This window comes from Candidatus Accumulibacter aalborgensis, from assembly GCF_900089955.1.
Classification (GTDB): Bacteria; Pseudomonadota; Gammaproteobacteria; order Burkholderiales; family Rhodocyclaceae; genus Accumulibacter; species Accumulibacter aalborgensis.
In genome coordinates this window covers 1-17,833 of record NZ_FLQX01000139.1, presented here as the reverse complement: position 1 = coordinate 17,833, position 17,833 = coordinate 1, and the positions used below count along the sequence as shown (strand labels likewise).

Genomic DNA, 17,833 nt, shown 5'->3' with positions numbered 1-17,833 from the left:
CAAATTTCCTTCGAGATCAGGAAATCTGCAATTACGCCGACAAACGATGCGCCTGGTAGGCGCCGGCGCCAATGGACGTTTCGGCGACGTCGAGCAAATGCGCGTGATGCGTCAAAAAAAGCACCTGTGTGCGCTGCGACAGGTCGGCGAGCACCTTGAAGGTAGCGGCGGCGGCTTCATCGTCAAACTGGATCATGATGTCGTCGACAATGACCGGCAAGGGTTCGCCGTTGCCGACGTGGCCTTCGATGGCGGCGAGTCGCAGCGCCAGAAAGAGCTGGTCTCGGCGGCCGGTGCTCAGTTGTTCCATGCTCAGGCGTTCACCATCGGCGCGCACGGCCTTGAGGATTTGTTTGTCTTCGTCGTAGTCGATGACAATGCCGCTATAGCGGCCGGACGTGATGATCGCAAAGCGCTTTGACGCTTGCTCGATCAGCGGCCCCTGGTTGCGCTTCTGGTAGGTGTCGATCACTTGTGCGAGTACCGCCGATGCGATCCGCGATGCGGCATAGTCGGCGCTCAGCTCAACAATCCGTGCCGCGTGCTGCGCGGTTTTTTGCTGCGCATCGGCGGCTGCGGCCGAGCCATCCATTCTGTCGAAGGTCTGCCTGGCGGCGAGGTAGCTTTCATGCCGCTGCTGCACGGCAGCGGCTTTCAGCTCATTCTCCTGTCCGCTGTCGTTGAGCGCATCGGCAACGGCATCGGGGTCCTGGCCGGCCGCCTGCTTGAGTACTTCTGCCAGCGGCAGGCCGGCAGACTTGACCAGCCGGGTCTCTATTTCACGGACTTCAGCCGTCAGTGCGGAACGTTGCGCGCTTTGTCCCTCGACCAGTTCAAGACGATCGACAGTGACGCCGCCGGCAAGCAGAAGAAGCTTGTCGATGGCCAGCGTGGCGTCTACTGCTGACTGGCGAGCTTCGTCGACGGCCTGCTGATCATCGACAATCTGCTGGGTCAGGGTGTTCTTCTTCTCCTGCAGTGAGCGCGTGAGCGTCAGTTCGCGATAGAGATCGGCTGCCAGCAGATCATGGCTACGTCCGTCGGCTGGCAGTACCCCGCCGCGGATACCTTGCCAGGTCCTGAGCAGGCGGGATTCGTAGTCGTCGATCTGGATCCGGGCACTGCGCTGCTCGCTTCTTGATCGGTCCAGCGTGTCGTGGGCCTGGGTGAGATCCAGCCATTGCTGGAGTCTGGCGCTCGCCTCTTCTTCGCTCGCCTCGCCGGCGAGACGAATCGCCGCCATCGCTGCGCCCCACTGTGTAGTCCAGGCGTCCAGTTGAGCGCCGCTCGCAGATGCGGCGGCGACGGCGTGTTTCAAGGCGGCATCAGCTTTCGCCCGGTGGCTTGCTTTCAGTTGGCGCTGAGCAAGCTGCTCGGCGTGCCGTTTGGCAACGGCCCGCGCTCGTGCCAGAATTTCGGAGATCCGCTCGGTCGCTGCCGGGGCGGGCCGGTTCATCAGGGCATGGATTTCGCAGAGCCGCGTACGGATGTCCTGAGCGAGCGTGCGGCGCTGCTGTGCCTCCTGCTGCTTCGTCTGATGGGCAGCAAACTTCTGCAGGAAGGCTTCCCGCTTGGCGACCCATTGCAGCGCTTCGGTGATTTTCAGCGACGGCAGGCTGTGCGCCGAGAGCAATGCGGTCCAGCTCTGATCGAGATCTTCCTGTTCCCTGGCGACCGAAGCGCCGCGTTCCCTTTCCAGGCCGAGGCCGTTTTGCATCTGCGCTTCGCGCACCCGAAACTCGGCGTAACGGGTGGCTCGTTCGGCATCGGCGAACAATCCGTCAGCAGCGTCATCGGCGCAGGTGACGGCATGCTCGTAGCGTTCGGCCGGGGGCGGTGGATCGGTTGGCACGGGTTCGCCCGTGGTCGGCATGAAATGCCGGCGAATGCCAAGCCAGAGCGCGTTGCGCGTGTCGCGCTCGCCGACGACGGCTTCTCGGGTCGGCACGTCGCCGCGTACTTCCAGCCCCTTGATATCGCCCTGCAAGGCGGCGAGATCGTTCTCGATCTTTTCGATCGCCTCACGGATCGAACGCGTTCGGCGGCGCAATTCCTCGTCCGCTGACTTGCAGGATTGCAGTTCGGCATCCAGCGGGAGTGTCGTTTGCGCCACGGATTCTGCCGAAGGCATTTTCAGCCCACGGGCTTCGCTGTCGAGCTTCGCTGCCGCAGCGGCCGCTTCGTCTTCGAGTTGCTGTGCTCGCGCTTCCGGGTCGCCGTGATCAGCGATCGAGTCCAGGTAGGCGCCCAAATCCTCGGCGCAGTCCTCGTGCGCCAGGCTGAGGATTTCCGCGTCGAGCTGGTCGACTTCGAGTTTCTTCTCGCGCTGAGTCCTGAGATGGGCTTTATGCGTGGCCTTGAGCGTCGCGCCCGAGGTGATCAAGGCGCGGACCTTTGCCGTCCGGGTCGGATCCGGGAGCCATTGCAGCGGATCGATGGGCTTGTCGTCGCCAACGATTTGTCTGAGGATGAAATCAAAGTCGCTCTGCGCCGCGGCGATCGCGGCGTCGGCCTTGGCGGATTGAACTCCCGCATCGCGGTAGGCATTGGTCGCGTGGTGAATCGCTTCGATGGCCTCGGCATCGGCGAGCACGGCGTCGTTGATCTGAATTGCCGCCAGGTCCGTCTGATGCTGCTGCAAGCGTTGCGAGGCTGTGCGTTCGGCGCCGAGGGCTTCAGCTTTCTTGGTGACCGCAGCTACTCGTTCGGTCGGCGCCGAAGGCGGGAGCATGGGTACGCTGGCGAGTTCCGCGAGCTGCTGTTGCGCGAGTTCGAGCGCCGCCACGTCCGGGAGAATCGCAGCCAGCCGCTCGAGCCGACGGGCTTCCTTCTGCAGGCTGGCCTGTTCGACACGAACGGCTTCGTAGTCCTTGCTCGCCGCGTCCATCGCCGACCTGGCCGCGCTCCATTCCGCCGGCCGCACTGCGGCGTCCTTCGCCTGCCGCCTGCTTGCCTCGTAGTCCGCCAGTGCCCGGTAGATGGCCGATGTCGATGCGCGTGGTTTGAACAGGGTTTCCGCTTCGCGATCGAGCCTGGCACGCAGAGCGCGGATCGAAGTCAGACCCGCGCCAGCTTCGAAGAGGCTCTCGCCGGCATCGCCCCTGCCTTGCGCCAACGCTTCACCACCGCGCACCAGCGCGTCGTGGTCGAGGCTGAACATGGCCAGGAAGAGCCCCTGACTGAGGCCGCCGAGCCAGTCGCGCAGACGGTCTTCGGGGACCGTTTCGGCTAACTCGTTGCCGCTCGCCGGATCGTACTTGAGCAGGGTATTGACCCGCCCCTTGCGGCGCATGACCGCCAGGCGCTCGCCGGAACGAGCGCGCAGAGAGAGACCGACGCGCAGCTTCCTCGCCTCGTGCAGGAAAGCGTCCTGCGTACGCTCAGCGATGCCGAACAGCGCGCCATTGATTGCTCGCCAGAGCGTCGTCTTGCCGGCCTCGTTCGGACCGCAAATGATGTGCAGATTCGCGCCACCGCCGAGCAGCAAACGCTGGTTGTTGAAATGGCCATACGCCCGGAGATCGATCTGCTCGATCCTCATCAGGCGTCCTCGGCAGCGATCGTCGCCAGCAGACGTTCCCTGGCGTTGGCCAGCGCGTCGGCCAGGGCCTCGGGAGAATCGAGTGCCCAGGCACTCTCGGACCCGCGCAATTCAGGCGGGAGCTTTTGGGCAAGTTCGGAAAGCACCGACTCGGCCAGCGAGTGGAGCGTTCTCGGCTCCGCGGCCAGGGATTCGATCGAGCGGATCAGCAAGCCGATCGGATCATCGCGCTCGGCGAGGCGCGGTAGATCCAGCGGTGCAGTGACCTTGATCCGGACTTTTTCGAGCCAGGCCATTCCGGCTGACGCTTCGCCAACCGAGGCCGAGAGCTGTGCCCGAATCGCTTCTCTATTCGAAACAATGACCTGATGCAGCGGCCCACGCCCGGCGAGCGTCAGGCGCAGCGCGAGAATCCGGTCTTCGGCGGCTAGCTGCGCCGCACGTACTTCGGCCTGCACGGCGGCGTGGAGATCGTCCGCGGACGACAGCGCGGCGATATCTACAGTCAGGTGATGCCAGCGGGCCACGTCGGTCGGAACGAAGTCGACTGAGCGAATGCCTACGCCCGGCTCTGCTTCGACGACCATGCAGCCTTTGGCGCCGGTTTCACGAGCGTGCCGCCCCTGCGTGTTGCCGGGGAAGACGATCCAGGGCGATTCACGGACGATTTCGCGCGTGTGCACGTGACCCAGCGCCCAGTAGTCGTAAGCCTTGTCGGTCAGGCGATCAGCCGTTGTCGGCGCGTAGGGTTGGTGTCCCTCGCGTCCGGACAAGGATGTGTGCAGAACGCCGATATTGAGCAGCCCATTGCGCGCTGCGGGATAGGCGGCGGAAAGATCGGTACTCACGGCCTCGGAGGCAAAGCTTTGCCCGTGGATCGCCACACCCAGCGACTCGATCACTTCAGTGGCCGGACGATTCGCCGGGAAACTGAAAACGTTCTTCGGCAGCGGCACCGACCTGGTCAATTTGCTGACCGCGTCATGGTTGCCGTAGGTCAGGAAGACGCGGACATCGGACTCGGCAAGGCGGCGTAGTTGGGATGCAAAATACAGGCCGGTGTTGAAGTCCGGCCAGTCGCCGTCGAAGATGTCGCCGGCGATCAGTACGAAATCGACCGATCGGTCGATGGCCAGGTCGACGACATTGGCGAAAGCACGGCGTGTGGCGCCGCGCATCTCCTCGGCGGGCGCACCGTCGTAGAATTCGAGGCCGCGCAGCGGGCTGTCGAGATGAATGTCAGCGCAATGAATGAAGCGCATCGCTCCTCCCGTGAATGAGGCGACATTATGCCCTTCATGGTTTGGCGACGAAACGCGTTTTTATTCTGCTCTTGGCTGCGGATGCGTTGGTCAGTGAAGTTGGCGAGCCGCGAGTGCTCTGCCCGGTCGGCGTCAGATCACCTTGGAGTAGCGGGTGCGCTGTCGGTCGGCGCGCAGGTAGCGGTCGAAAACCATTGAAATGGCCCTGACCAGCATTCGTCCGCGCGGCAGAACGGTGATCCACTTGTCGTCGACGCGAACCAGGCTGGCGTCGACCATTTCGCGCAGATCATCGAGTTCGGTCGCGAAGTACTTCCTGAAGTCGATCAGATGCGCGATTTCGATCGACTCGATCGACAGTTCGAAGTGACACATCAGCGACTGGATGATCGAGCGGCGCAGCAGGTCATCGGCGTTCAGTTCGATGCCCCGGTAGACCGGCAGCGTGCCGCTGTCCAACAAATCATAATACTCGTCGAGCGTCTTCACGTTCTGGCTGTAGGTCGGCCCGACCTTGCTGATCGACGAGATGCCGAAGGCCAGCAGATCGCAGTCCGAATGCGTCGAATAGCCCTGGAAGTTGCGGTGCAGGCGCCCCTGGCGCTGCGCTGTAGCCAGTTCATCATCGGGTTTGGCGAAGTGGTCCATGCCAATATAAATGTAGCCCGCCTCGGTCATCTTGCGGATCGCCAGGGCCAGAATCTGCAGACGCTCGTCGGCGCTCGGCATGTCGGATTCGACGATGCGCCTCTGCGGTTTGAAGAGGCTGGGCAAATGCGCGTAGTTGTAGATCGAGACGCGGTCCGGAGCGACGGCGATGACCCGTTCCAGGGTGTCGCTGAAGCCCGCCACTGTCTGCCTCGGCAGGCCATAGATGAGGTCGACGCTGATCGACTTGAAACCGCTCGCACGCGCCGCGTCGATTACGGCGACCGTTTCCTCCTCACTCTGGATGCGATTTACCGCTTGTTGTACGCCGGGGTCGAAATCCTGTACGCCGACGCTCATGCGATTGAAGCCGAGTTCGCCCAAGAGTTTGACAGTCGCCCGATCGACCTTGCGCGGATCGACTTCGATCGAGTACTCGCCGCCGTCGATCAGCGTGAAATGTTGGCGCGTCGCGGCCATCAACTGGCGCATTTCATCGTGCGAAAGGAAAGTTGGCGTGCCGCCACCCCAGTGCAACTGCGCCACCTCCTGATCGCCGCCCTCGAGATGGCTGCTCTGCAGCGCCAGTTCTTTGGCCAGGTACTTCAGGTACTTGGCCGACCGACCGTGGTCCTTGGTGATGATCTTGTTGCAGGCACAGTAATAGCAGATGGTGTTACAGAACGGAATGTGGAAGTACAATGACAGTTGTCGGCTGATGGCGCCGATGTTGCGCTTGCCGAGCCAGAGTTGATAGGCGTCCGAACCAAACGCTTCCACAAAACGGTCCGCTGTCGGGTACGACGTGTAGCGCGGGCCGTTGATGTCGAAGCGGCGGATGATCTGGGGATCAAAGACAAGGTTGCCAGCGACGGAGTTCATGTTTCCATTGGACTATTCATTGTCTTCATTATCGGACCTCGCAGAATCAATCGGGTTGACGTGGATCAAACGCGGGGTTGAGTGAAAAGGATTCGCATGCCTACCAGTGCCGCGACCGCCAGACTTGCGTTCGAGGTCGTCAAGACCGCCTGTTCGAACTGCAATCTGCGCGAGCTATGCCTGCCCATCGGCATCGAGCCGGAGGATCTGAAAAAGCTCGACGAACTGGTGTCTACGCGCCGGCGCCTCAAGCGCGGCGACCATCTGTACCGTGCCGGCCAGGGCTTCGCGTCGATCTACGCGATCCGGAGCGGCTTTTTCAAGACCGATGTGCTGATCGAGGATGGCCGCGACCAGGTCACGGGTTTCCAGATGACCGGCGAGTTGCTCGGCCTCGACGGCATCAGCAGCGAAGTACACACCTGCAACGCCATCGCGCTGGAAGACAGCGAAGTGTGCGTGATCCCCTTCTTGCATCTCGAAGGGCTGTCGCGGCAGATCCATACGCTGCAGCATCACTTCCACAAGGTGATGAGCCGCGAGATCGTTCGCGATCACGGGGTCATGATGCTCCTCGGCACGATGCGCGCCGAGGAGCGCTTGGCGGCTTTTCTCCTCAACCTGTCGCAGCGCTTCAAGGCGCGCGGCTATTCGCCGGCCGAATTCAACCTGCGGATGTCGCGTGACGAGATCGGCAGCTATCTCGGTCTCAAACTCGAAACCGTCAGCCGGGCGTTTTCCCGTTTCCAGGAAGACGGTCTGCTTGCCGTGCATCAAAGAAAGATCCGCATTCTCAACACCGACGGCTTGCGAAAACTGATGACCCATCAGCGCAGTTGACCGGCGCGCCAGTCTTCCGGGCGGTGGTCGGCTTGACGCGCACGCCCGTCACTCAAAGGTGGCCCAGCAGGTTGTCGAGCCCTTGCCCGCCGGGCAGGCGGTAGATGCCGAATCGCGCAGGCGTTGCGCATGATTGCGGCCAAGATCACCGATGCCACTGTCAAAGCAGCCAACCAGGCCGAGCGCTTCAGCGATTTGTGCCGGTGGGCTTGTGGTTGCCACGAGCGCCGCGATTCCGGACTTCACCGCCTCGGTCTGGCTGACCCCGGTACGCGCGCAATAAGCGCGCAGCAAGGCATCGGTCTGGTCATCGAGGCGCAGGGACAAGGTTCGCATGGCAGAAGTCTCCGTCTGTATTACAAAACATAATACAAGAGTTCCCGGCTGCAATCCTGCGACACAAGTCCTCGACGCTTTCAATCCTAGCCTATGCCATAATCCCTATGGTCGGTGCAGGAAATTTTGCGACTGCGTCTTCTGGTGACGTGCTGAGTCCCCAAATATGACGCGATTGGCCGGCGTAAGGGGAAAGCCATGGCAGATCCGCGGTATTTTTCGTATTGGGGCAAAGCGTCGAGCGAATTGCCGCCGGACCGAGCCCATTCCCCGGGCTGGCACAGCCTGGCCTATCACTGTCTGGACGTGGCGGCAGTGGCCGACCAATACCTGCGGCGAACCCCGGCTTTGCAAATCTTGCTGCGGCAGTCCCTGGGAAACGTGGACGAAGATTCGCTTCCCCGGTGGCTGGCGTTCTGGATTGCGCTGCACGACCTGGGCAAGTTTGCCGAGTCCTTCCAGGGGCAGAAGCCGGACTTGTTCCAGGCCTTGCGCGACCGCCCGCCCGCGCCGGGCAAACCCTATCGTATCCGCCACGACAGTCTCGGCTGGCTCTACTGGCGGGACATTCTCGCCGCCCAGGCAGAGGAGGAATCCTGGTTTGGCGAGGGCAGCGCCGAAGCTACAGATGGGCTCAATTGGTGGCTGCGCGCGGTTACCGGCCACCATGGGCAACCGCCCGAATCCAGCCACAACTTCTGGGAAAGCCACTTCGACCGGCGAGACGATAATGCCGCCATCGCCCGCTTCGTCGCCGATTTATCCGAGCTTTTGCTGACCGATGCGGTACGGGCCATTCCCGGCCGACTCGATGAGGAAGCGTTCGAGCATACCAGCAAACTGCTGTCCTGGTGGGTGGCTGGAGTGACCGTCCTGGCCGACTGGCTGGGATCGAATACCGACTTCTTCCCCTATCGCACCGATCCCCAGCCGCTTTCCGAATATTGGGCTTACGCTCGCAAACAAGCTCGCCGTGCTTTGCAGTCTTCCGGTGTGCTGCCACCCGGACGACAGGAAGAACTCGGCTTTTCAGACCTGTTTTCCGCCATCGAGACGCCTTCGCCGCTCCAGGAGTGGGTATGCCGAGCAGATCTCTCCGCGGGGCCGCAGATTTACCTGCTCGAAGATGTCACCGGCGCGGGCAAGACAGAGGCGGCAGTGATGCTTGCCCACCGGCTCATGGCTGGCGGCTGCGCCGATGGGTTTTTCATCGGCTTGCCGACGATGGCCACCGCCAACGCCATGTACAGGCGCATTGACCAGGTCCAAGAGCGCTTGTTTGTTGGGTTCGCCAGCTTGGTACTCGCCCATGGCCAGCGCAAGCTCGTGGATTACTTCGCCAAGTCCGTCTTCAGGCCCGGACCGGACGAAGAAGACCGCCGGCAACTCGACGAAACCGCCAGCGCCCGCTGCGCCGCCTGGCTCGCCGACCGCAACAAGAGCGCCCTCCTAGCTCCCGCCGGCGTCGGGACGGTGGATCAAGCCCTGCTGGCGGTCCTGCACAGCAAGCATCAGTCCTTGCGCCTGCTCGGCCTGTTGCGCAAGGTGCTGGTGGTGGACGAAGTGCACGCCTGCGACCCCTACATGCAGAGAGTACTGGAAACCCTGCTGGAGTTTCACGCCCAGGCCGGCGGCAGCGCGATCCTTCTCTCCGCCACCCTGCCGGAACGGATGAAGCAATCCCTGCTGGATGCGTTTGCCCGCGGACGCGGTCAGGCCGTACCCCGAATCCGGGAATCCGCCTATCCGGTTGTGTGCGCCTGGCACAGTGCCGCGCCCGACCTCCTCCAGGAAACGCCCTTGGCGACTCGACCCGATATCTGCCGGGAACTGGCCGTGCGCTATGTTTCCGAAGAGTCCGAAGTCATTGTCGCCATTGAACAAGCCCTGGCGGCAGGCAAGTGCGTGTGCTGGATGCGCAATACCGTCTTCGACGCCTTGGCCGCCCATGCAAAATTCACTGAAAAGTTGCCACCGGAGCGGCTCACCCTGTTCCATGGCCGCTTTGCCTATGTCGACCGGTTGGGCACCGAGCAGGACATCCTGGAGAGTTTCGGCAAGGACAGCAACCCGAAAAGCAGGGCCGGCAAGCTGGTCATCGCCACTCAGGTAGCCGAGCAAAGCCTGGACGCGGACTGGGATCTCGTCGTCAGCGACCTGGCGCCCATAGACCGCCTGATCCAGCGGGCCGGGCGACTGCAAAGGCACCCGCGCGACCCAATAGGGATGCGTCTTGCCGACCTCGCCGCTCGAGACCAGCGCGGCACTCCCTGCCTGTGGGTCTTCGGCCCGGCCTGGTCGGATGAGCCGCACGCCCGGTGGTTCAAGGAATTCCTGCCCAAGGCGGCGGGCGTCTATCCCCACCACGGCCAGTTATGGCTGACCGCCAAGGCCTTGCGCCAGGGAAGCATTGCCATGCCCGGCGGCGCTCGCCCGCTGATCGAAAGTGTCTTCGGCCCTGACGCCGATATCCCAAAGGGCCTGGAAGCCAACGCCAACCGGGCCGAAGGCGAACGCTACGGCCAGATGAGCGAAGCACAGCGCAACATCGTCAAGCGCGAAGCCGGCTATGTCCGCAGCGACGTAATCGACTGGTGGAGCGAAGCGAAAACGCCTTCGCGCTTGGGCGAGGCCACTACCACCGTCGTGCTCGTCCGCTGGGAAGGCGGGCAACTTTGCCCCTGGGCCGGGTATGAAGGCGGACGCCACGCCTGGGCCTACAGCAGCCTGCGCATGGCGGAAAGACTGATTGCCGCTTCATTCGAGGAAACCGACCCCGTCAGGAAAGCCGCTGTCGATCAGTTGCTGCTCAGTTTGCCAGGTAAGGGGAAATGGTCGGTGCTGCTGCCACTTGACGAGGTAGCGGGCGAGTGGATCGGAAAAGCGCTTAGTCGGCCAGAGGAAGGGAAGGCTGCCCAGGAAAAAGTTTGGCGATACAGCAGCGAACTGGGATTGGTTGAAGTGCAAGCGCCGAACGATGTTCTGTCCGGCGCAAGCCCCGCTTAGGCGAGGAACGAGATCGCATATAGCCGATTGAAAAGCCATCACCCGGTTCATCCCCGCACGTGCGGGGAACGGCGCGAGTTTCTCACAAACATGAGCTGAGCAAAATGGACTTCTTTTTTGTTATTTGAAAAACCTTCACCCTTCAAAACGTTATTGACTCTGCTAGCAACCTCACATAACATGCGCGCTGTGACACCCGCCACACCAACGCGTGGACTCCTTGATCCTCCAAAAGTCAGGCAATCGCCGCTGAAAGCGGAAAGGCGGCCTCCAAAACCGCTCCGTCACACTTCACCTCGGGAGACACCATGAATCTGCTGCTCAATGAACCCTGGATTCCGGTACGCCGCCGCGACGGCAGCCGGGAATGGATCGCACCTACCCGGTTTTCCGACACGGAAATCGTCGCCTTCGACGCCGACCGGCCGGACTTCAATGGCGCCCTGGCCCAGTTCGCCATCGGACTGCTGCAAACTACCACCCCGGCGGATAGCGCCAGTCAGTGGCGCAAGCTGCTGGCCACCCCGCCGAACGCGGCCAGCTTGGCGGAATGGTTTGCGCCGGTGTTGAAGGCCTTCGAGTTCGACGGCGCCGGAGCGCGGTTCATGCAGGATTTCACTCTCAAGGCCGACGATGGTACGGTCAATGACATCGGTGCTCTGCTGATTGAAATGCCCGGCGAGAATGCCCTGAAAAACAACAGCGACCACTTCGTCAAACGTGGTCAAGCTGCTTCCCTTTGCCCGGCTTGCGCAGCCACCGCCTTGCAGACCCTGCAACTCAATGCGCCGTCTGGCGGTGTCGGTCATCGCACTGGCCTGCGCGGCGGTGGCCCGCTCACCACGCTCCTCGTTGGCCAACCGCCCGGAGGTCTGTGGCGCGATCTGTGGCTGAACGTGCAGGAGCGCTCAGTCTTCCTCGCCTCTTGTGGCGACGCCGGAAAGGTGGGCGAGCACCTCCGCTTTCCCTGGCTCGCCGACATGAGCGCCATCCAGAAGGAGAGCGGCGAAACGGCTCCGGCGCAAGTACATCCCGATCATCTGTTCTGGGCCATGCCGCGCCGCGTCCGCCTCGACCTTGATGCGGTTGCCAGCGGGCAATGCAGTATCTGCGGGCGCGAATCGGACCGGCTGATCCGTCAATACGCGACCAAGAACTACGGCCTCAACTACAAAGGCGCCTGGAATCACCCTTTGTCGCCTTACTACGAGGCCAAGGATGGCGAGTTGCCGCTCCATCCCCAGCCCGGCGGTCTGGGTTATCGCCACTGGCTGGCCTGGGTGCTGGGCCAAACTTCGGACAAAAAGAAGCAGCGGGCGGCCCGCATTGTCAGCCATGCGCTGGATCACCGCCACAGCCAACTCGGCGGCGGTTTGCGGCTCTGGGCCTTCGGTTACGACATGGACAACATGAAGGCCCGTTGCTGGTACGAATCCGTCGTGCCGCTTTACGACCTGGCCGAGTGCGCATCCGGGGCTCTGGAGCGGATACGGGATGAGGTCGGGTTGTGGTTGGCCAGCGCCGACCTGGCCGCCAGCTATTTGCGCGGCGCAGTGAAAGACGCCTGGTTCAGCGCCGATGCACGGGGCGATTTCAGCGCGGTGGACGCAGCCTTCTGGAGCCGGACCGAGGACGCCTTCTATCGCCAGTTGCAAGCCCTGATCGACCGTGAAAGACAAGCTATCGAGCGAGATGCCCTTCCTGCGCGCCAGGCTTGGCACCAGGTTCTCCTGCACACTGCCGAGCGATTGTTCGATGGAGAATTTGTCGGCGCCGGCCAGGTGGAGCGGCAGAATCCTCGCCGCATCGCCGAAGCCCACACCCAACTCAAGAGGAACCTGCGCGGCCCCAAGCTGCTTGGGGCCTTGGGCCTCCCCGTCCCCGAAAAAAAGCCAACCAAGGCAGCCAGGAAGGCTGCGTAAGGAAAAAACATGTTCAACTGGTATGACAAGGAAGTCGGCAATTTGCGGCCAACCGCTCTCGGCGGCTGTTTACTTGAGTGGTGGAAAGACCTGGAGGACGACCGGGCCAGCCGCGCCATCCTTAGGCGGGCTGATTCCGTTACGTCAGTTGCGCTCAGTGCCCCCTACCAGCGCCTATATCGCCGGCTACTAAATGTCGGATGGCCTGAGAATGCCCCTGCATATCGCAATGACCATTTGGCGGCGTTAGTTGCCCTTTTGGCTCATGTGCGAGGGGATGTGGACGGGAAGAAACAAAAAAACGGCGTTCTTTCACTCCCTGAAGCCATGAGCGTTAGAAAAAAAGAAACGGATCGCCCGGTCGTCAGCGAGCTACGTTTTTTGCGATTGCTCGACTCCCCGGACCTGGAAGATTTGTTCACCGGCCTGCGCCGCGTATTGCCGCTCTTGGTCAAGACAGTGGATGGCAAGGCTTTGGACATCCTGGCGCTAGCCGACGACGTTCTCTCATGGAGTGACTCAGTCAAAAAACGATGGGCCTACGCATACCAATGGCCCGATAAGACCAAGCAGTAAAAAGCCTAGCCCCCTTTACGCGCTTTCCAATTTACAGGAGAAGAAAATGTCGCGCTTTGTCCAGTTGCATGTCCTGACCAACTATCCGCCCTCCAACCTCAACCGTGACGACACCGGCCGGCCCAAGACCGCCCTGGTGGGCGACGCAACCCGCTTGCGAATTTCTTCCCAGAGCCAGAAGCGCGCCTGGAGAACCTCGGACATTTTCACCACCGCCCTTGCGGGGCATGTCGGCACCCGGACCAAGCGCATGGGCAGGGAAGTCTTTGACGCGCTGAAGAAGGCCGGCAGCGCCGAAAAGGCCGCCCGGGAATGGGCGCGTAGCATCGCGGGCCAGTTCGGCAAGATCAAGTCCGACAAGAAAACCGAAAATGACGAAGACCTGGAAATTGAGCAGCTTGCCCATTTCGGGACGGAGGAGCAAGCCGCCATCGAGTCTCTGGTGCAGGCCTGCGCCGCACGCAACAGCGCACCCACCGATGAGGAATTGAAGCTTCTGCGCAAACCCCAACAAGCAGCCGACATCGCTATGTTCGGTCGCATGCTGGCGGACAACCCGCTGTTCAACGTCGAAGCCGCGGTCCAGGTGTCCCACGCCATCACCGTCCACAAATCCGTGGTGGAAGACGATTATTTTAGCGCCGTGGATGATCTGAACAAGACCGACAAGGGAGCCGCCCACATTGGCGAACGCGGCTACGGCGCCGGCCTGTTCTACCTTTATGTCTGCATCAACCGGGAACTCCTCCAGGCGAACTTGGGCGGGGACGCGGAACTGACGGCCAAGAGTCTGGAAGCCTTTCTCCATGCCTTGACCAAGATTGCCCCCACGGGCATGCAGAACAGCCATGCTTCCCGCTCTTACGCCAGCTATGTCCTGGCCGAGAGGGGAGACCAGCAACCCAGATCCCTGGCCCAGGCTTTCCTGAAGCCGGTCAAGCCATTCGAGAATGAAGACATGCTGGAAAAGTCGGTCAAGGAACTCGAACGCCGCTACGTGAATTTCGACAAGGTCTATGGCGCCTGCGCCGATGACCGCTATAAGTTCAACGTCGAAACCGGCGAGGGCTCGCTGGCCGAACTGGTAGCATTTGTCCAGGAATGATGGCCATGGACTTCCTGATTTTTCAACTACAAGCGCCTTTGGCGTCTTGGGGCGATACGGCGGTCGGAGAATACCGGCCCAGCATCGACTATCCCGGCCAATCGGCCCTGGTCGGTCTGCTTGGCGCCGCCCTGGGCCTGCGGCGGGAGGAGGAAGCTGCCCATGCCGCCCTGGCCGCGAGCTACGGCTTTGCCGTTGGCATCCAATCTGGCGGCCACCTGTTGCGCGACTATCACACGGCCCAGGTGCCCGGCCAGACGGCGTTGAAAAAGCGTCCTCACGCCACGCGTCGGGACGAACTGGCGGTGCCAAAATCCGATCTGCACACCATTCTGTCCACCCGTGATTACCGGCAGGACGCCGCCTCGCTGGTGGCGGTGCAGGCCTTCGACGGTGCGCCCCGTACCCTGGCGGAACTGGCGGAGGCCTTGCAAAAGCCGCATTTCGTGCTTTACCTGGGCCGTAAATCGTGCCCGCCCGCCGCACCCTTGCATCCGCTCGTGCTCGCGGCCGATTCGGCGCTGTCCGCCATGGAAGCCTACCGGGCACAGATTGAAGCTGAGCGCCGGAAGCACCTGGACAGGAAAGGCCGCCCACCGCTGGAAGAACTGGCGCCGATACGCAAGCTGGCCTGGTCGGAAGGCGTAGCGGCGGGGGCAAACATCCACTTGAGCACCCGCCGCAAGGACCGCCTGATCCGCCGCCGCAGTTGGCAATTCGGCGACCGGATCGAGCATATTGCGCTGTTGGCAGAGGAGTCCTGACATGTATTTCAGCCTGATCACCCCCGTCCCCGGCCGGGAACGGGAAGCGGCCCACGCCTGGGCGCGTTCGGCAGGCCCTTACGTCGAGCACCAATGGTTGTGGCGGTTCTTCCCAGCGGAAGCGGGCAGCCCGCGGGACTTCCTGTTTCGCCGTCGGGATGCGGATGGACTGCCCCGTTTCTACGTTGTCTCCCAGCGCCCGCCTGTACCCGCTGCCGATGCCTGGCTGATTCATCCCCGGGACTACGCCCCGGTCCTGGAAATTGGAGACCGGCTGCAATTCGAGCTTCGTGCCAACCCCGTCGTTACCCATAGCCGAACCGGCAAGCGAACGCGGCACGATGTCGTGATCGAAGCCAAGAAAACACTGCTCGTCGAAAGGGGGTTGAACAAATGGGAAGACTGGAAACCCGACCGCATCCAGCCGGACGGCAGTCCAGACCCACGGCCGGAGTTGTACGAGTTGGTGCAAGAACATGCCGGCGCTTGGCTCAGTGATCGCGCTCCTCTGCGCGGGTTTGCCGTTGACCAGAAGTGCCTAGCGGTGGAAGCCTACCAGCAGCACGGTAGCAAGAAAGAAGGGCAGTTGCGAATTTCCACCGTGGATTTCAGCGGCGAGCTGACCGTGACGGACCCCAATTTGTTCGGTAAGACCCTGCGCGAAGGCATAGGCCACGCCAAAGCCTTCGGCTGCGGCCTGCTTCTGGTGCGGCGGGTTTGAGGCGGGGAGTCGGCAGCAAGATTTGTGCTATCGTTTGATGGCACAAACCATTTCCGGGAGAGCATCATGCAAACCTTCACAGTCCGAGACCTGCGCGAGCGTACCGGGGAGTTGATCCGGGGGGCGGAGGACGGAGAGTTGTCCATTGTCACCAAGCATGGCACCCCGGTATTCATCGCCGTGCCGTTCGACGAAAAGGTTTTGCATAAAGGCGTTCTGGCCGCATTGGCGGTGAAGCTGTTTGACGACGAGGCGATTACCTTGCGTCAGGCAGCGAAGATCGCCGGCATGTTGCTTGGGGAATTCATGGAATTTTGTTCCGCCCAGGGCGTGTCGGTGGTTCGCCTTTCGGCAGATGAACTGGAAGCCGAGTTGGCCCATGTCGAAGAGCTTGCTCGTCGTTGACAGTGGGCCGCTGATTGCCTTGGCCAAACTTGGCCTGCTCGGGCTGCCTGGGCAATTATTCGGCCAAGTACTCGTACCGGAAGCCGTTTTCAACGAATGTCTGGCCCAGTCACAGTGTGAGGATGCTGCCGCGATTCGGCAGGCTGTGGCGTCGGGGGTGCTGTGCCGGATACCGGCTGACGTTCCGTCAGAGGAAGTGAGAGCCACAAAATTGGACCCTGGGGAGACCGCTGCTATTGCCAGTGCGCTGGCACGCGATGCGGAAATTCTGATTGACGAGCGGCAAGGGCGACGTTCCGCCCAGGCGCTGGGCTTGCAGGTGATCGGTGTCTGCGGCTTGCTGCTCCTGGGAAAACGGGCTGGCCACGTGCAACGGTTGGCACCTCTGATGGAGCGCCTGTGCGCGGTGGGCTATTACATTTCGCCAAGCCTGAGGTCGGGAATGCTGGCCGCGGCCGGAGAGTGCACAGACTGAACCCATGCTGCCACCCCTCAAACCCATTCCCATCAAGGAGCGTCTATCAGTCCTGTTTGTCGAGAAAGGCAACCTGGATGTGATCGACGGCGCCTTTGTCGTCATCGATATCAAGGGCGTTCGCACCCACATTCCCATTGGCGGCGTCGCCTGCCTGATGCTGGAGCCGGGAACACGGGTTTCCCACATGGCAGCGGCGCTCGCGGGCCACGTGGGAACGTTGCTGGTGTGGGTGGGCGAAGCCGGAGTCCGGCTCTATTCCGCCGGCCAACCCGGCGGCGCCCGCGCCGACCGGCTGCTCTACCAGGCCCGGTTGGCGCTGGAGCCGGACTTGCGGCTCAAAGTGGTGCGCAAGATGTACGAAATCCGCTTCGGCGAGAAACCGCCGGAACGACGTTCGGTTGAGCAGTTGCGTGGCATAGAGGGGGCGCGGGTACGCGAAATCTACAAACGTCTGGCGGCGCGCTTCGGTGTCGAGTGGAGGGCCCGCAACTATGACGTGAAGGAATGGGACGCGGGCGATCTGCCCAACCGCTGTCTGTCCGCCGCCACCGCCTGCCTCTATGGCGTGACGGAAGCGGCGGTGTTGGCAGCGGGCTATGCACCGGCGGTGGGATTCATCCACACCGGCAAGGCGCTGTCCTTCGTCTATGATGTGGCCGATGTGTACAAATTCGATACCGTCGTTCCCGCCGCCTTCAAGGTCGCCGCGACCCCCGGCCCCAACCCGGAGCGGGCGGTACGACTTGCCTGCCGTGACATCTTCCGCCAAACGAAACTGCTGGAACGTATCATTCCCAGCATCGAGGAGATGCTTTCCGCCGGCGGCGTGCTGCCGCCGGAGGCGCCAGAAGATGCCGTCGGTCCCGCCATCCCGAATCCGGAGAGTTTAGGCGATGCTGGTCATCGTGCTTGAAAACGCGCCGCCTCGTCTGCGCGGTCGGCTCGCCGTCTGGCTGCTGGAAATCCGCGCTGGCGTCTATGTCGGCAACTACTCCAACCGCGTGCGGGAGTTCATCTGGGACCAGGTGGAAGCCGGCATCGGCCAGGACGGCAATGCGGTCATGGCCTGGCGCGCCAGCAACGAGGCCGGCTTCGACTTCGTGACCCTGGGGACGAACCGGCGCATTCCGGTCGATTTCGATGGCGCCCAACTGGTGTCTTTCCTGCCGGTGGACGGCGTCGGCGATGCTCTTTAACAATTCAGAAATCGCCCCAAAAAGAGCTTCATGTTGCGGTGCAATATTTGGTAGAATTTTGACCTGCTGAATTCCTTCATTGATTCATAGGTGTTGCCGGCGGAGTAAATCCGCATAAATCTGGCGGCAGTAATTGGCGGCGAGAAGGGCA

15 protein-coding genes are annotated in these 17,833 nt (G+C 62.1%); 11 read left to right on the top strand and 4 right to left on the bottom strand.

Annotated elements, in window-relative coordinates; translation table 11 throughout:
- Positions 1 to 31: 31 nt before the first annotated feature.
- From ACCAA_RS16710 to hemN, 3 genes are all read right to left on the bottom strand, one after another.
- On the bottom strand, positions 32 to 3,541 hold the full coding sequence (locus tag ACCAA_RS16710; RefSeq protein WP_186408390.1) for a YhaN family protein: 3,510 nt from the start codon (positions 3,539 to 3,541) through the stop codon (positions 32 to 34).
- The gene (locus tag ACCAA_RS16705; protein WP_186408389.1) at positions 3,541 to 4,803 is read right to left on the bottom strand and encodes a metallophosphoesterase family protein; all 1,263 of its coding nucleotides are present in this window, start codon (positions 4,801 to 4,803) and stop codon (positions 3,541 to 3,543) included. The genes ACCAA_RS16710 and ACCAA_RS16705 overlap by 1 nt, the downstream gene beginning before the upstream one ends.
- A gap of 132 nt (positions 4,804 to 4,935) precedes the next feature.
- Positions 4,936 to 6,333, bottom strand: coding sequence for an oxygen-independent coproporphyrinogen III oxidase (gene hemN, locus ACCAA_RS16700; RefSeq protein ID WP_186408388.1), 1,398 nt, complete (start codon positions 6,331 to 6,333; stop codon positions 4,936 to 4,938).
- A 96-nt stretch (positions 6,334 to 6,429) separates the two neighbouring features.
- Here hemN and fnr point away from each other — a divergent pair, with 96 nt between their 5' ends.
- Entirely contained in the window at positions 6,430 to 7,173 is a 744-nt protein-coding gene (fnr, locus tag ACCAA_RS16695; protein ID WP_186408387.1) for a fumarate/nitrate reduction transcriptional regulator Fnr, read from the top strand.
- A gap of 48 nt (positions 7,174 to 7,221) precedes the next feature.
- Here fnr and ACCAA_RS16690 read toward each other — a convergent pair whose 3' ends face one another.
- Entirely contained in the window at positions 7,222 to 7,509 is a 288-nt protein-coding gene (locus ACCAA_RS16690) for a hypothetical protein (RefSeq protein ID WP_186408386.1), read from the bottom strand.
- Positions 7,510 to 7,707: 198 nt separating this feature from the next.
- On the opposite strand from ACCAA_RS16690, the gene cas3 reads away from it, so the two are divergent.
- From cas3 to cas2e, 10 genes are all read left to right on the top strand, one after another.
- Positions 7,708 to 10,515: a CRISPR-associated helicase Cas3' gene (cas3, locus tag ACCAA_RS16685; RefSeq protein ID WP_186408385.1), complete on the top strand. Its 2,808-nt coding sequence runs from the start codon at positions 7,708 to 7,710 to the stop codon at positions 10,513 to 10,515.
- 308 nt (positions 10,516 to 10,823) lie between these two features.
- Positions 10,824 to 12,437, top strand: a complete 1,614-nt coding sequence (gene casA, locus ACCAA_RS16680; protein WP_186408384.1) for a type I-E CRISPR-associated protein Cse1/CasA — start codon at positions 10,824 to 10,826, stop codon at positions 12,435 to 12,437.
- Positions 12,438 to 12,446: 9 nt separating this feature from the next.
- Positions 12,447 to 13,013 (top strand): type I-E CRISPR-associated protein Cse2/CasB, encoded by a 567-nt coding sequence (gene casB / locus ACCAA_RS16675; RefSeq protein WP_186408383.1) that lies wholly within the window; start codon positions 12,447 to 12,449, stop codon positions 13,011 to 13,013.
- Positions 13,014 to 13,059: 46 nt separating this feature from the next.
- Positions 13,060 to 14,118, top strand: coding sequence for a type I-E CRISPR-associated protein Cas7/Cse4/CasC (cas7e, locus tag ACCAA_RS16670; RefSeq protein WP_186408408.1), 1,059 nt, complete (start codon positions 13,060 to 13,062; stop codon positions 14,116 to 14,118).
- A gap of 5 nt (positions 14,119 to 14,123) precedes the next feature.
- The gene (gene cas5e, locus ACCAA_RS16665; RefSeq protein ID WP_186408382.1) at positions 14,124 to 14,882 is read left to right on the top strand and encodes a type I-E CRISPR-associated protein Cas5/CasD; all 759 of its coding nucleotides are present in this window, start codon (positions 14,124 to 14,126) and stop codon (positions 14,880 to 14,882) included.
- 1 nt (position 14,883) lies between these two features.
- On the top strand, positions 14,884 to 15,603 hold the full coding sequence (cas6e, locus tag ACCAA_RS16660; protein WP_186408381.1) for a type I-E CRISPR-associated protein Cas6/Cse3/CasE: 720 nt from the start codon (positions 14,884 to 14,886) through the stop codon (positions 15,601 to 15,603).
- A 66-nt stretch (positions 15,604 to 15,669) separates the two neighbouring features.
- Complete coding sequence (locus ACCAA_RS16655) at positions 15,670 to 16,008, top strand: type II toxin-antitoxin system prevent-host-death family antitoxin (RefSeq protein WP_186408380.1); 339 nt, start codon at positions 15,670 to 15,672, stop codon at positions 16,006 to 16,008.
- Complete coding sequence (locus ACCAA_RS16650; protein WP_186408379.1) at positions 15,983 to 16,483, top strand: PIN domain-containing protein; 501 nt, start codon at positions 15,983 to 15,985, stop codon at positions 16,481 to 16,483. Before ACCAA_RS16655 ends, ACCAA_RS16650 begins: the two co-directional genes overlap by 26 nt.
- Before the next feature lie 4 nt (positions 16,484 to 16,487).
- Positions 16,488 to 17,399 carry a type I-E CRISPR-associated endonuclease Cas1e gene (gene cas1e / locus ACCAA_RS16645; protein ID WP_186408378.1) on the top strand — a complete coding sequence of 304 codons (912 nt, stop codon included), beginning with the start codon at positions 16,488 to 16,490 and terminating at the stop codon, positions 17,397 to 17,399.
- On the top strand, positions 17,380 to 17,682 hold the full coding sequence (gene cas2e, locus ACCAA_RS16640; protein ID WP_186408377.1) for a type I-E CRISPR-associated endoribonuclease Cas2e: 303 nt from the start codon (positions 17,380 to 17,382) through the stop codon (positions 17,680 to 17,682). The genes cas1e and cas2e overlap by 20 nt, the downstream gene beginning before the upstream one ends.
- Positions 17,683 to 17,833: the final 151 nt, after the last annotated feature.

Bases quoted from the DNA above. Each gene is read 5' to 3' on its own strand.
- ACCAA_RS16710 (WP_186408390.1), bottom strand. From the start codon at position 3,541: ATGAGGATCGAGCAGATCGATCTCCGGGCGTATGGCCATTTCAACAAC.
- ACCAA_RS16705 (WP_186408389.1), bottom strand. From the start codon at position 4,803: ATGCGCTTCATTCATTGCGCTGACATTCATCTCGACAGCCCGCTGCGC.
- hemN (WP_186408388.1), bottom strand. From the start codon at position 6,333: ATGAACTCCGTCGCTGGCAACCTTGTCTTTGATCCCCAGATCATCCGC.
- fnr (WP_186408387.1), top strand. From the start codon at position 6,430: ATGCCTACCAGTGCCGCGACCGCCAGACTTGCGTTCGAGGTCGTCAAG.
- ACCAA_RS16690 (WP_186408386.1), bottom strand. From the start codon at position 7,509: ATGCGAACCTTGTCCCTGCGCCTCGATGACCAGACCGATGCCTTGCTG.
- cas3 (WP_186408385.1), top strand. From the start codon at position 7,708: ATGGCAGATCCGCGGTATTTTTCGTATTGGGGCAAAGCGTCGAGCGAA.
- casA (WP_186408384.1), top strand. From the start codon at position 10,824: ATGAATCTGCTGCTCAATGAACCCTGGATTCCGGTACGCCGCCGCGAC.
- casB (WP_186408383.1), top strand. From the start codon at position 12,447: ATGTTCAACTGGTATGACAAGGAAGTCGGCAATTTGCGGCCAACCGCT.
- cas7e (WP_186408408.1), top strand. From the start codon at position 13,060: ATGTCGCGCTTTGTCCAGTTGCATGTCCTGACCAACTATCCGCCCTCC.
- cas5e (WP_186408382.1), top strand. From the start codon at position 14,124: ATGGACTTCCTGATTTTTCAACTACAAGCGCCTTTGGCGTCTTGGGGC.
- cas6e (WP_186408381.1), top strand. From the start codon at position 14,884: ATGTATTTCAGCCTGATCACCCCCGTCCCCGGCCGGGAACGGGAAGCG.
- ACCAA_RS16655 (WP_186408380.1), top strand. From the start codon at position 15,670: ATGCAAACCTTCACAGTCCGAGACCTGCGCGAGCGTACCGGGGAGTTG.
- ACCAA_RS16650 (WP_186408379.1), top strand. From the start codon at position 15,983: ATGTCGAAGAGCTTGCTCGTCGTTGACAGTGGGCCGCTGATTGCCTTG.
- cas1e (WP_186408378.1), top strand. From the start codon at position 16,488: ATGCTGCCACCCCTCAAACCCATTCCCATCAAGGAGCGTCTATCAGTC.
- cas2e (WP_186408377.1), top strand. From the start codon at position 17,380: ATGCTGGTCATCGTGCTTGAAAACGCGCCGCCTCGTCTGCGCGGTCGG.